The 12,828-nt window shown below is 35.7% G+C and carries 13 protein-coding genes; 4 read left to right on the top strand and 9 right to left on the bottom strand.

Going from position 1 to position 12,828, the window contains the following annotated elements:
• Window positions 1–50 precede the first annotated feature (50 nt).
• A complete protein-coding gene (locus tag DVK85_RS04255; RefSeq protein ID WP_114677246.1) occupies window positions 51–1,133 on the top strand; it encodes a mechanosensitive ion channel family protein in 1,083 nt (360 codons plus the stop codon).
• Window positions 1,134–1,229: 96 nt separating this feature from the next.
• A complete protein-coding gene (locus DVK85_RS04250; protein ID WP_114677245.1) occupies window positions 1,230–1,949 on the top strand; it encodes a porin family protein in 720 nt (239 codons plus the stop codon).
• A gap of 1 nt (window position 1,950) precedes the next feature.
• Here the strand turns inward: DVK85_RS04250 and DVK85_RS04245 are convergent, their stop codons facing one another.
• From DVK85_RS04245 to asnS, 3 genes are all read right to left on the bottom strand, one after another.
• Window positions 1,951–2,568 (bottom strand): hypothetical protein, encoded by a 618-nt coding sequence (locus DVK85_RS04245; RefSeq protein WP_114677244.1) that lies wholly within the window; start codon window positions 2,566–2,568, stop codon window positions 1,951–1,953.
• A gap of 5 nt (window positions 2,569–2,573) precedes the next feature.
• A complete protein-coding gene (rpoN, locus tag DVK85_RS04240) occupies window positions 2,574–4,037 on the bottom strand; it encodes an RNA polymerase factor sigma-54 (protein ID WP_114677243.1) in 1,464 nt (487 codons plus the stop codon).
• A 121-nt stretch (window positions 4,038–4,158) separates the two neighbouring features.
• Window positions 4,159–5,592 carry an asparagine--tRNA ligase gene (gene asnS, locus DVK85_RS04235; RefSeq protein ID WP_114677242.1) on the bottom strand — a complete coding sequence of 478 codons (1,434 nt, stop codon included), beginning with the start codon at window positions 5,590–5,592 and terminating at the stop codon, window positions 4,159–4,161.
• A gap of 143 nt (window positions 5,593–5,735) precedes the next feature.
• Between asnS and DVK85_RS04230 the strand changes: the two genes are divergently transcribed.
• Window positions 5,736–6,062, top strand: coding sequence for a DMT family transporter (locus DVK85_RS04230; RefSeq protein ID WP_114677241.1), 327 nt, complete (start codon window positions 5,736–5,738; stop codon window positions 6,060–6,062).
• On the opposite strand, the gene DVK85_RS04225 is transcribed toward DVK85_RS04230, so the two are convergent.
• From DVK85_RS04225 to DVK85_RS04210, 4 genes are all read right to left on the bottom strand, one after another.
• Entirely contained in the window at window positions 6,059–8,548 is a 2,490-nt protein-coding gene (locus DVK85_RS04225) for a DUF5686 family protein (RefSeq protein ID WP_114677240.1), read from the bottom strand. The two genes, DVK85_RS04230 and DVK85_RS04225, sit on opposite strands and share 4 nt — an antisense overlap.
• Window positions 8,549–8,638: 90 nt before the next feature.
• Window positions 8,639–9,199, bottom strand: coding sequence for a ribosome recycling factor (gene frr, locus DVK85_RS04220; RefSeq protein ID WP_114677239.1), 561 nt, complete (start codon window positions 9,197–9,199; stop codon window positions 8,639–8,641).
• 26 nt (window positions 9,200–9,225) lie between these two features.
• Window positions 9,226–9,933: a UMP kinase gene (pyrH, locus tag DVK85_RS04215; protein ID WP_114677238.1), complete on the bottom strand. Its 708-nt coding sequence runs from the start codon at window positions 9,931–9,933 to the stop codon at window positions 9,226–9,228.
• 72 nt (window positions 9,934–10,005) lie between these two features.
• On the bottom strand, window positions 10,006–10,785 hold the full coding sequence (locus DVK85_RS04210) for a patatin-like phospholipase family protein (RefSeq protein ID WP_114677237.1): 780 nt from the start codon (window positions 10,783–10,785) through the stop codon (window positions 10,006–10,008).
• Window positions 10,786–10,881: 96 nt separating this feature from the next.
• On the opposite strand from DVK85_RS04210, the gene DVK85_RS04205 reads away from it, so the two are divergent.
• On the top strand, window positions 10,882–11,496 hold the full coding sequence (locus DVK85_RS04205) for a thioredoxin family protein (RefSeq protein ID WP_114677236.1): 615 nt from the start codon (window positions 10,882–10,884) through the stop codon (window positions 11,494–11,496).
• Between the two features lie 17 nt (window positions 11,497–11,513).
• On the opposite strand, the gene DVK85_RS04200 is transcribed toward DVK85_RS04205, so the two are convergent.
• Window positions 11,514–12,146, bottom strand: a complete 633-nt coding sequence (locus DVK85_RS04200; protein WP_114677235.1) for a YiiX/YebB-like N1pC/P60 family cysteine hydrolase — start codon at window positions 12,144–12,146, stop codon at window positions 11,514–11,516.
• Window positions 12,130–12,822 (bottom strand): tRNA pseudouridine(55) synthase TruB, encoded by a 693-nt coding sequence (gene truB / locus DVK85_RS04195; RefSeq protein WP_114677234.1) that lies wholly within the window; start codon window positions 12,820–12,822, stop codon window positions 12,130–12,132. Before truB ends, DVK85_RS04200 begins: the two co-directional genes overlap by 17 nt.
• Between the last annotated feature and the right edge of the window lie 6 nt (window positions 12,823–12,828).

Here is a 12,828-nt window from a genome sequence, read left to right as displayed (position 1 = left end):
TATACCCTAATTTGATTTTTAACTTTAAGGTTTAATTGTATAAATTACTTATGATGAATTTTTTAGCTATAAACTCTAATCTTCTCCGGTATCTCATTTTTGGAGCATTAGGACTCATAATAACATTTGCAATAATATTTCTTGTATTAAAGAAAATAGGTAAAAACCCTAAAAACATACTGCCAGTTAACTTTGCACATCGCATCAAAGTTCCGCTTGTATTATTTATAATTGCGTTGGTTCTCCGTATTGGAGTATCTAGTAATGTATTCGCAGAACCTCAATTAAGTATTATTGGGCATATAGGCACATTACTTTTAATATTAACGATAACATGGTTTTTAGTTATTATACTTCGGGCTGTAAAAACAGGACTCATGCGCAAATATGATATTTCGGCTTCAGATAACTTAAATGCAAGACGAGTATACACTCAGTTTAGTATATTAGAACGAGTAATTGTTTTTATACTTGTTATACTAGCTATAGGTATTGCTCTTATGAGTTTTGATAGCATACGAGCCATAGGGGCAAGTGTTTTGGCTTCGGCAGGGATAGCAGGTATTATCATTGGGTTCTCGGCACAAAAAGCACTAGGAACATTGTTAGCAGGGGTGCAAATAGCCATTACTCAACCTATTCGGTTAGATGACGTATTAATTGTAGAAGGCGAATGGGGGCGTGTAGAAGAAATTACCCTTACTTATGTTGTGATAAGTATTTGGGATAAACGCAGGCTTGTAGTACCCACTACTTATTTTATAGAAAAACCGTTCCAGAACTGGACAAGAAATAGTGCCGAGATTATGGGTACAGTATTTATTTATACTGATTTTCATGTTCCTGTAGATAAACTTCGTGAAGAGCTTACACGTTTATTAGAAGGCTCTGACCTTTGGGATGGTAAGGTAAACGTACTTCAGGTTACAGATGCTAAAGTAGATGTTATGGAGATACGCGCCCTAATGAGCTCTGCAGACTCTTCTATATCATGGGATTTACGTGTGTATATTAGGGAAAAACTAATAGAGTACCTTCAAAAGAACTATCCTGACAGTTTACCAAGAACACGAGTTTCGTTAGTAGACCCTAATACAGCAAACTCATCTGGTGTTAATATAAATGATTTATAAAAACATATTTATCATTGCTAACGAAAAAGATGAACAGGCAGTAATAAAGTATAGGCAAACTTTTGCATCTTTGTACTACTAACGTTATATACTATTATGCGGTCATTATTTATACTCATACTCAGCTTTATTATAAGTACTTCATTTGCACAAAATATAGATGAAGTACAGGAGGTAAAAACGGATAGTATTACTACTGTACCCGACTCGTTGTATAGAGAAGATCAGTTTTATGCTTCAATATCGTATGTAGTTATGCAAAATAAACCGAATGGTTATGAGCAAAATTCTGTTTCTACGGGATTAACTATGGGTTTTTTAAGAGATATGCCTATCAATGAAAAAAGAACCTATGCCATAGCCGTGGGGTTAGGATATGCTTATTATAACATAAAAAATGACCTTAAAGTAACTGAAAGTGCCGGTACTGTATTTTATGAGCAGGCAGATGCTGCAGACTTTGATAAAAATAAACAAGTACTTCATTATCTTGAGTTGCCGATAGAGTTGCGCTGGCGTAACTCAAGTGAAACAAGTCATAAGTTTTGGCGTGTATATACAGGCTTTAAAATAAGTTATCTTTTTGCCGATAAAGCGCAATATTATCCCTTATCAGGAGGGAGTACAAAAGTAAAAGGAAATAGTGATCTTAATAGCCTTGTGTATGGTGCTTATATTTCTGCAGGATGGAACACCTGGAACTTGTATGCTTATTATGGTATAACGCCTATTTATAAGAATCAAGCAAAATTAAGTGATGGAGAAAACATAAACCTTAACACAGTAAGTCTAGGGCTTGTTTTTTATATACTATAATTTAAAAAGCAGGTATAAGCCATACAAACCATAATAGTACCTGTGGTAGCACACCTACAATACTACCTAAAAAAACACCGCTAAGCGAATGTTCTTTTGCTTGTAGTCGAGATGAAGCTACAATTCCAGATGATAGTATTAAAAAAGCGATGGAGTACAAGAAGGAAACATGATAGTAGGCTGATATACTTATTACAAATACCGTTAATGATGATACCCCCATTACATGAAGGCTTATTTTTTGATTAAAAAGTAGTAAAACTAAAGCAATTAGAATACTTATAAGACTACCCAAAAAATAATAATATAACTCAGGTATAACTAGTACAGAAAAACTGTGTTTTATTAATACCAGTAGTAAAATAGCATAAAATGCTAAAGGAAGTTTGCGTTCCCTTCTATCAATTAGCATTTTAGTGCGTATAAGCCCTAATGAGCGTAAAAGGTAAAATAACGATATAGGCAACAGCATAGTTAGTATAAGTACCTGTATAAACACAAGATAGATTTCGTGCTTATAAAAGTAATTCATGGTAATCATGAAATAAAATAGCGTAACATATACAGGTATAAGTAACGGATTGAAAGCATAAGAAAATAAAACAAATAGTTTTTTCATGCACCTTATATTTTCTTTCGCATTCGTGCTACTGGTATATCTAGTTGCTCCCTGTATTTGGCAATCGTCCTTCGGGCTATAGGGTAGCCTTTATCTTTAAGTATTTCGGCAAGTTTATCATCAGGAAGTGGTTTTCTTTTGTCTTCCTCTTCAATAACATTTTGCAGTATTTTTTTAATTTCTATAGTCGATACATCCTCTCCCTGATCATTTTTCATGGCTTCAGAGAAAAATTCTTTTATCAACTTCGTACCATAAGGTGTATCTACGTATTTACTATTTGCTACACGCGACACCGTTGAGATATCTAGACCCACAAGGTCGGCAATATCTTTAAGTATCATAGGTTTTAGCTTTGCTTCATCACCATCTAAAAAGTACTCTTCCTGATAGTGCATTATAGCATTCATAGTTACATACAGCGTTTCTTGTCGTTGCCTTATAGCATCTATAAACCACTTAGCAGAGTCGAGTTTTTGTTTTATAAACTGTACTGCATCTTTTTGGGCATTCGATTTCTCTCTAGAAACCTTATAGCTTTGCAGCATCTCCTGATAATCTTTAGACACGTGTAGTTCTGGTGCATTTCTTCCGTTAAGCGTGAGTTCCAGTTCGCCATCCCTAATTTTTATAGCAAAATCAGGTACTACGTGTTCTACAGTTTTACTATTGTTATCATAAGAGCCACCTGGTTTTGGGTTTAGTTTCTCAATCTCATCAATAGCTTTGCGCAATTGGTCTTCGCTTATGTCGTATTTTTGCAATAATTTGGCATAGTGCTTTTTAGTAAAAGCATCAAACTGATTTTCTAGTATGTTTATAGCCAAGTCTATGGGCTCTGTAGGCGTTTTATGCTTTAGTTGCAATAGCAAGCATTCTTGCAAGTCGCGCGCTCCTACACCCGCGGGCTCTAACTGATGAATAACATGTAGCATATTTTCTACTGTTTTTTCATCGGTATAAATACCTTGAGTAAATGCCATATCGTCTACAATATCGGGTATGTTACGGCGTATGTAGCCCATGTCGTCAATACTACCTACAAGAAATTCGGCAATATCCCTTTCGTTCTCGCTAAGTATAAAAGTGTTTAACTGCTCTGTTAGGCTTTGATGAAAACTAACATTTGCTGCCATAGGCATAGTCCTATCTTCATCATCATCACTATAGTTGTTGGCTTGGGTTTTATAGTTGGGTACCTCGTCGTCGCTAAGGTATTCGTCTATGTTTATGTCATCGGCATTAATGCTCTCGTTGTCATAATCATCATAGTCGTCATATTCATCTGCTGCAAACTCATCGGTTTCATACTCATCCTCTTTACCGTTTTCAAGTGCAGGGTTCTCTACCATTTCTTCTTTAAGACGTTGTTCAAACGCTTGCGTAGGGAGCTGTATCAGCTTCATCAGCTGAATTTGCTGTGGCGATAATTTTTGAGATAGCTTTAATTGTAAGTTCTGCTTTAGCATATGTAATTGGGTGGTTTTCCAGTATAAAAATACAAAAAACAGGCATTACAACCCTACGCTTTTTAGATAAAATTATGACGTAAAAGGTATAATGCCTGTTTTTAAGTATGTAAGAATATTTTTAGAAATCGGCGTTTTGTGGTGTTCTAGGGAAAGGTATTACATCTCGAATGTTACCCATACCTGTTACAAACAGTACAAGGCGCTCGAAACCAAGCCCAAAACCACTGTGTACAGCACTACCAAAACGGCGTGTGTCTAAGTACCATTTAAGTTCTTCTTCGTCTACGCCAAGCTCTGCCATTTTTTGCTGTAATACATCAAGACGCTCTTCTCTTTGCGAACCTCCTACAATTTCTCCAATACCTGGGAAAAGGATGTCCATAGCGCGCACGGTTTTATTATCGTCGTTAAGCCTCATATAGAAGGCTTTTATATCAGCAGGATAATCAAATAATATTACTGGAGAGTTAAAATGTTTTTCTACAAGGTAGCGTTCATGCTCACTTTGTAAATCAGCACCCCATTCTTCAATAATATAATTGAATTTCTTCTTTTTGTTTGGCTTACAGTTTTTCAGTATATCAATAGCCTCAGTATAACTAACACGTTTAAAGTTGTTTTCAAGTACAAATCGAAGCTTTTCTAAAAGACTCATTTCGCTACGTTCTGCCATTGGCTTGTTTTTCTCCTCGTCTTTAAGACGCTGGTTTAAAAACGTAAGATCTTCAGGGCATTTCTCTAATGCATAACGGATAACATATTTAATGAAATCTTCTGCTAAGTCCATGTTAGCATCAAGATCATTAAATGCAACCTCAGGTTCTATCATCCAAAACTCAGCAAGGTGGCGCGATGTGTTACTATTCTCTGCACGGAAGGTAGGTCCAAAGGTATATACCTGTCCTAATGCCATAGCAAATGTCTCGGCTTCTAACTGCCCAGACACGGTAAGGTTGGTTTCTTTACCAAAAAAGTCTTCTTTATAATCTACATTTCCTTCTTCAGTTTTTGGTGGGTTACCTATTGGTAATGAGGTTACGTGAAACATTTCTCCTGCACCCTCTGCATCACTACCTGTTATAATGGGCGTGTTTACATATACAAAACCTCTATCTTGAAAATAATGATGTACGGCAAATGATAGTACCGAACGCACTCTCATAATTGCACCAAATGAATTAGTACGTACCCTTAGGTGTGCATTCTCTCTTAAAAATTCAAGAGAGTGTTTCTTAGGTTGTATAGGGTATTTTTCTGGGTCGCTGTCGCCCAGTATTTCAAGCTGTGTTACTTGTATTTCAAACTGCTGCCCAGAGCCTTTACTTTCTACAAGGTTTCCATTTATAGCAACAGCAGCTCCTGTAGTAATCCTTTTTAGTGTTTCGGCAGGTGTATTTTCAAAATCTATTACGCATTGTATGTTATGTATAATAGAGCCATCATTAAGTGCTAAAAACTGGTTATTTCTAAAAGTTCTAACCCATCCTTTTACCGAAATACCATCAATAGGTTTTGTGCTGTTCAGCAGGTCTTTAACTTTAGTATGTTTCATTGTAAATAATTTAATTCATTTTATTATAGATACCTGTCTCATGATTATAGCTCATTGATGAGGTAAATGCCTGCAAATGTACTAAAAACAACAAAATAGTTAAATAGTAAGGCGTAATATTTGGAAAACTTTATATTAGCATAATGAACTGGATATTATTAATTATAGCAGGATTGTTTGAAGTAGGCTTTGCTTCATGCCTTGGTAAAGCTAAAGAAACAACAGGAATAACCTCGACCTACTGGATGGGAGGTTTTTTTGTTTGTCTAGCTATAAGTATGTTTTTGTTATATAAAGCAACACAAACACTACCTATAGGAACGGCTTATGCGGTATGGACAGGTGTGGGAGCTGTGGGTACTGTACTGGTGGGTATTTTTATTTTTAAAGAGCCTTCGCACTTTTGGCGGTTGTTTTTTCTTACCACGTTAATTGCTTCGTTAATAGGACTAAAGTTTGTGTCAAATTAGAGTAAATTTAGGACAAAAGACACTTTTATCGAAATATTTCTATCTAGTTGAGGTAAGTGATAAGGTCCATATCTGTAAAAAGCAGTAAACCCAAGCCCCTTAAAAATTTCATTAAACTCTATGCCGCTTTCATAATACCCTTTTTTAAGGGTGTTATATTCTATACCTTCATGTTCATGGTTGTTTTCCATATTACCCCATGCAAAACGTGTAACGAGCATAGGCGATAGTTTAAGGGAGTTAAATATTGTAAAACGGCTCATGCCGTGTTTTAATTGTACTATTGCATATTGGCTAGAGAAAAATTCGTTAAAATACATGGTTTCAAAACTGTTTTTCCCTGCAAAAGTAATTCGTTGTAAAACCCCATCTCTGTCAAGATTATTAGGCGATGTACTGTATAGATGGGTAAGAGGTGTGTCGCCTACAGCAACTCCTGTTTGTATAAGTGCCGATGTTCTTTGCCCGTTGAGGTATTTTCTTTCCATTTCTACTCTAAAGTCGAGTTTGCCAAAAGTGAAATCGCTATCTAAAATTCCTGCAAGGGCTTGCGTGTATTGAAAAGTAAACTTAGGGAAACGCTTGTCTACCTCTATTCGCCCATTAGGTGTTTGCATAAAATCGCTAAACGGATTCCATTGTATAGCTGCTGTAGCAGTAACTAAGTTAAACTGTGAATAAGATCTTCCGTTAGGACTATATATGTAGTTAAACTTGGGGTCAATACTACTATGAGTAACTTGCCAATGACTTTCTGTTTTAGGTAATATTTTAGACTCTAAGTAGGCTTCCCAAGTTTTATGTTCATAAAAAGTAGAAATGTTTATGGGGCGAGGATCGTATATTTTAAACGTTTTTTTGTCAGTAGCAAATGATGTACTTGCAATTTCCCGAACATCCTCAGTATATGAACCGCCTATCCAAGAGCTTGAGAAGTTGCCTATTCTTACTGCAGCTCCCATACTGTATTTAAAAGCATTGTCTTTAGTACCATGAACACCATAGCCTTTTATTCTGAAACAGTTAGAAAACTTACTGTTAGTAATACCGCCTAGCCCAAGTCTAAACCCTTCATAGTTATTATATTTAATAAGATCTCTAAGGTCAATATCAATTATGCCAACAGGTATATAACCGTCAATTATTTTTTTGCCTAGAAATATTTTTTTCTCCCATTTTTTTTTAGCTACAAGACTATCTAAAGCAATATATGTTTTCATACTTCGGTTATCCAAAGTGTCAATGCGGTAACGATTCCAGTAGTTTTCGGGTCTGTTTATAGCTTCCTGCTTTATATCTATTGCTACCCCAGGGTGTTTTATTGTTAATGGTATATTGTATTCTTGCTCGAAGTTAATAGACTCTGATATGAGATATACATAATCTGAGGCATCTTTTTCGCGATTAGACTTGTCTTTTTCTACTCCGTCAAACTTTATAGTTTCTCCAAGTATTTTAATATCATTCTTATTATTGCCTTTTACAATTTTTAGTTTTTTTTCATCAGGAAACCACAGGTTTAGCTCTTCGTTATAACTAAATACATGGGTAGAGGTAATATCGAGTGCATTTTTTACTCTAAAAATAGCTTTGGCTATACCATAGTTTTTACCGTCAATGTATAGTAGTCCTTCTAGTTTTCGTTTTTTATATTTTCTTTTTGGGGTAAAGTATACAACATAAACTCTTCTGTCATCTATAGCTACGGTGTCGAGTATTTTATATTGATAATCAAGTAACGCATCATCGGCTAATGGTCCTGCATATTTGGTTTCAACCAATTCTACATTGTTGCCATATACAGAGTATGATTGCAGCGTTAGTCCTATTATTTCATATAATGGCTGCTTAAAGCCTGCCATGCGGGTGGCAAGTACATTTTCTTTTAAGCCTTGTTTTTTAGTGTATTTGAACTCTGAAACCTTTTCTGTTTGATAGAGGTGTTGCTGCTCTATCAGCTTCTTAAATTTAAATTCTGTAGAGTCAATTTTGCTAAATCGCTTTCTCGATCGTTTATATGTATATATAGAATCGATTTTCCCTACTATAGAGTCAGGGTTAGCAGTAACCAGTAATTTGTTGTAGGTTTTATATCTAAAACTTTCTAGTCTTTGTCTCGGGTCGTTATATGGTTTCCTGTAAATTACTTTTCTTAATAAAGCGTTAGCACTATTGCTTTGCTCTATAACAACCTCTTTGAGTTGTTGAGTGCTTTGAGTAAGAAAAATATTGTATTTTTCTTTACCAGGTATAACGGCTATTTTTTTCTTTTTATAGCCAACATAAGCAACGGTAAACCATTCGGTAGCATCAGTATTAAATTTTCCGTCAATATCTGTAACTAATGTTTTCCCTTTATCTGTAGTAATGGTGGCAAAGGGTAAGGGTTTATTGTGCTCATTGTCTCTTACAATACCTGCAATAGTAAACTGCGCCTGACAAGACAGGCTACCTATAAGCAAGAGCAATAGTGTAAGGATTCTCATGTACCTTTTTATGCTAAACGAAAGAAACCGCAATTTGTTTCGACAAAGATAGCATATAAATAAAAAATCCGCCTTAGTGGCGGACTTTTATTATACTTTCATTATCTCGGCTTCCTTGGTCGAGAGTAACTCGTCAATTTTTTTTATGAAACTATTGGTTAGCTCCTGCACCTCATCTTCGGCGCTTTTACATACATCTTCAGACATACCGTCTTTTTCTAGTTTCTTAATTTCGGTATTAGCATCTTTACGAGCGTTTCTTATACCTATTTTAGCATCTTCTGCTTCACCTTTAGCTTGTTTTGCTAACTCTCTTCTGCGCTCCTCTGTTAATGGTGGGACGCTTATAATAATGTTATCACCATTATTCATAGGGTTAAAACCAAGGTTAGCTATCATAATAGCTTTTTCAATAGGCTGTAACATGTTTTTTTCCCAAGGCTGTACTGTTATAGTTCTAGCATCAGGAGTATTAACATTAGCTACCTGAGATAACGGTGTTTGCGAACCGTAATAATCTATCATTACTCCGCCTAGCATAGCAGGACTAGCTTTACCGGCGCGAATATTTAAAAATTCTTTTTCAAGGTGTGCAATAGAGCCGTTCATTGACTCTTTTGTACTATCTAAGATAAAATCAATCTCTTCCATAGTAGTAATTCTTATGCTGTTAAAAATTATACGTTTACTGTAGTTCCTATAGGTTCGCCTTCGCAAATTTTTACGAGGTTACCATTTTTGTTCATGTCAAATACTATAATAGGTAATTCATTTTCTTGACTTAAAGTAAATGCAGTTGTATCCATTACATTAAGTCCTTTACTCAATACATCTTCAAATGTAAGCGTGTCATATTTTACTGCACTAGCATCTTTTTCAGGGTCGGCAGTATAAATACCATCTACGCGTGTACCCTTTAGTATCACATCGGCATTTACTTCTACACCTCTAAGTACAGCAGCGGTATCTGTAGTAAAATAAGGGTTACCAGTACCTGCTCCAAAAATTACAATACGATTTTTTTCTAAATGGCGTACTGCTTTTCTTTTTATATAAGGTTCTGCAATAGCTTCTATTTTTAAAGCCGTTTGCAGTCGTGTTTGCATACCAGCATCTTCTAGGGCGCCCTGTAGTGCCATACCGTTAATAACGGTAGCAAGCATACCCATATAGTCTCCCTGAACCCTATCCATACCGTTACTAGCGCCAGCTACACCCCTAAAGATGTTACCACCGCCTATAACAATAGCGATTTGTATACCTTTATCGTGTATTTCTTTAATTTGTTGAGCATATTCGGCAAGTCTTTGTGGGTCTATACCATATTGTCTGTCGCCCATTAAGGCTTCACCACTCAATTTTAACAGAACTCTTTTGTATTTCATAGGGAGATTTTTCTTGAATGGTGCAAATATAGTAATAAATGTTTTTCTAAAAAGAGTTTTATAGCCTCACTCTTATACTATAAGTGCATCATACGATTTTTTTGCAGCTTCATAGCCTATATCAAAAATTTCGCCCATTTTTATCTTATTAGTCTCAAAGGTATTATAAGGTGCTAGCTTATCAGGACTTATTACCCAATCGCACAAGCTAAATTTTTGCATATTTGAGTTGGCAGTAAGCAAATCATAAGCACGTGTCGTAACTGCTTTTATACTTTTCATATCGCTTGCTTCAATTTTTTGTATGGGGCTTAAATATACGCCTATCAAAACTTCACACCTGCCCTGTAACACATCAGTAGGAAAGTGGTTTAGTATGCCTCCATCGCTATATAGCTTACCGTCTATTTCATAAGGGCTAATAATACCAGGAAAAGCAGCCGAAGCCAAAATGGCATCGATAATCTTTATTTCAGGACCAAATATGTGTAATTTACCCGATACAATATTGGTGGCAGTGATGTGCACTCTATAAGGAAGATCGCCTAATGTGGCATCTTTAAAAATGGTGCTGAAATAACTTTTAAATGCATCTGCATCAATAAAACCTGCTTTGCGAAAGGTGAAGTGCTTCCAGTGAAAAAAATAGATAGATTGGAAAAATTCTAGTATTTCATCAGGTGTTTTACCCCACGCGTATAATGCTGCTACAATAGCACCAGAGCTAGTGCCTGCAATATGGGATGGTTTTATGTTTTTTTCTTCAAAAAACTTAAGTACTCCTGCGTGGGCAATACCTTTAGTGCCTCCTCCAGAAAGTGTAAGTCCAATAGTGTTGCCTTCAAATTTCATTTCTACAATTTATCTTACTAAAGTACAATTTTTTATTAATTGTGTTTTTTTTGTTTCTCTAAAACTTGACGTAAATTTGTAGTAAAAGAAAACAATATGCAAAATACGCTTATTACTAATAGTTTAGAGAAAAGTTATTCTTATACTGAATATAGAAATCATATTTCAAAATTATTGTTAGACGGGTTATCTACTGGTGAGACCCAATCGGAAAGCCTTACGCATTACAGTACTTTAAATGAAGTGCGTATGAAACGCTTAGATAAAACCATAAAATTGACTCCTGATGTTGTCGAAAAACTAAAAGCAATAAAAGATAACTATGTTTTCCTTGTAATTTCTGAGGGATGGTGTGGCGATGCGGCTCAGTTACTACCTGTAATGGAGAAAATGGCAAGCGAAAACGATTTAATAGACTTGCGGATTGTACTTAGAGATGAAAATAGCGAATTGATGGATGGTTTTCTTACTAATGGTGGAAGGGCAATACCAAAGCTAATTTTAGTAGATGCTAAAGATAATACTGTTTTGGGTAATTGGGGGCCACGACCAGAGGGAGGAACAAAACTGATTAAAGATGCCAAAGAAAAATTCGGTGTAATTAATGAGGAAACTAAAACCGAATTACAAAAATGGTATTTGCACGATAAAGGTATTAGTGCTATGCAAGAAATTACAGCCCTCTTAGAGAAAGCACAGGCAAGTAAATAGTTTTATTGAAAGCAGTATTATTCTATTACACCTATAATCTCTATTTTATTAGACACCGACATACCGCCAGGGTTACAACCCAGTAAGCCTTCAGGTATAGTTTTGCCTATACTTTTGTAATAGTCTACCCATGCAGGGAAGAACTCGTTAGTATTAGGTTGTTTATATGTCATTGGGTAAAGCCTGAAAAATGGCTTACCTGAATTGGCAAACAAGAAAGCATCATATATAAGTTCTGAACAGTAGTAACTGCCATTATCATATACATATTCATCATCATAAGGTACACCCATTTGCTGTAATGAGAATGAGATAGCTGAAGGTATTAGGTTATTATATTCTTCTTTTAGCCGACCTATATACATGGGTTTTGATGTGTTCTCTGAAAATTTTTCAAGCGTAGTAAGCCGCACTGCATTACCGGCAGCTTCTATAATGTATACTGTATCGTTTTTATGATATACCATACCCATGTGGCTAAAGTTATTATTGTTATAGCCTTCGGTTACAGCTTCTATCGCATCGCATAACGGACCGCAATCCATATCTTGAAAAATGAGGTCGCCATCTTGCAAATCTACTTTTTGAGCAAAAGCAGAAGATAAAGAGAATGCGATAAGTAAGTATAATAATTTACTTTTCAATTTCATTCTCAAAAATTTCAGGATCTATAGCATTATCAACGGAAAATTCTCCAATTTTAGTGCGTCGCAGTACTGTAAGGTGTGCGCCAGATTGTAATGCTTTACCATAATCAAAAGCTAAAGAGCGAATGTAAGTACCTTTGCTACACACTACTCTAAAGTCAACTTCGGGTAATGCTATGCGGATAATTTCAAACTCGTATATTGTGGTTTTGCGTGAAGCAATTTCTACTTCTTCGCCTTTACGAGCATGTTCATACAGTCGTTTACCATCTTTTTTTATAGCCGAGAAAATAGGGGGTTTTTGGTCTATTTCGCCTAAAAATTGCGAAACAGTTTCTTTGATGAGGTTCTCATCTATATGTTCGGTAGGGAAAGTAGCATTAACCTCGGTTTCTAAGTCGTAAGATGGTGTTGTAGCACCAATATGAAAAGTACCTGTGTACTCTTTCTCCATACCCTGCAATTCGGTGATGCGTTTGGTGAATTTACCAGTGCATACTATAAGTAGTCCTGTCGCCAAAGGGTCGAGTGTACCCGCGTGCCCTACTTTTATTTTTTTTAAGCCTAAATGCTTCTTTAAACTCCATTTTATTTTATTAACAGCCTGAAAAGAACTCCATTTTAAGGGTTTGTCTATTAATAATATTTTGCCTTCGGTAAATGCTTCGGGTGTCGTCAAATCAAA

The organism is Flavobacterium arcticum (assembly GCF_003344925.1).
Lineage (GTDB): Bacteria > Bacteroidota > Bacteroidia > Flavobacteriales > Flavobacteriaceae > Flavobacterium > Flavobacterium arcticum.
The sequence above is the reverse complement of the archived record's forward strand: the minus strand, read 5'-3'. Positions and strand labels throughout refer to the sequence as shown.

What these genes read in the sequence shown, in the direction of transcription:
- DVK85_RS04255 (WP_114677246.1), top strand. Translation starts at nt 51, where the DNA reads ATGATGAATTTTTTAGCTATAAACTCTAATCTTCTCCGGTATCTCATT.
- DVK85_RS04250 (WP_114677245.1), top strand. Translation starts at nt 1,230, where the DNA reads ATGCGGTCATTATTTATACTCATACTCAGCTTTATTATAAGTACTTCA.
- DVK85_RS04245 (WP_114677244.1), bottom strand. Translation starts at nt 2,568, where the DNA reads ATGAAAAAACTATTTGTTTTATTTTCTTATGCTTTCAATCCGTTACTT.
- rpoN (WP_114677243.1), bottom strand. Translation starts at nt 4,037, where the DNA reads ATGCTAAAGCAGAACTTACAATTAAAGCTATCTCAAAAATTATCGCCA.
- asnS (WP_114677242.1), bottom strand. Translation starts at nt 5,592, where the DNA reads ATGAAACATACTAAAGTTAAAGACCTGCTGAACAGCACAAAACCTATT.
- DVK85_RS04230 (WP_114677241.1), top strand. Translation starts at nt 5,736, where the DNA reads ATGAACTGGATATTATTAATTATAGCAGGATTGTTTGAAGTAGGCTTT.
- DVK85_RS04225 (WP_114677240.1), bottom strand. Translation starts at nt 8,548, where the DNA reads ATGAGAATCCTTACACTATTGCTCTTGCTTATAGGTAGCCTGTCTTGT.
- frr (WP_114677239.1), bottom strand. Translation starts at nt 9,199, where the DNA reads ATGGAAGAGATTGATTTTATCTTAGATAGTACAAAAGAGTCAATGAAC.
- pyrH (WP_114677238.1), bottom strand. Translation starts at nt 9,933, where the DNA reads ATGAAATACAAAAGAGTTCTGTTAAAATTGAGTGGTGAAGCCTTAATG.
- DVK85_RS04210 (WP_114677237.1), bottom strand. Translation starts at nt 10,785, where the DNA reads ATGAAATTTGAAGGCAACACTATTGGACTTACACTTTCTGGAGGAGGC.
- DVK85_RS04205 (WP_114677236.1), top strand. Translation starts at nt 10,882, where the DNA reads ATGCAAAATACGCTTATTACTAATAGTTTAGAGAAAAGTTATTCTTAT.
- DVK85_RS04200 (WP_114677235.1), bottom strand. Translation starts at nt 12,146, where the DNA reads ATGAAATTGAAAAGTAAATTATTATACTTACTTATCGCATTCTCTTTA.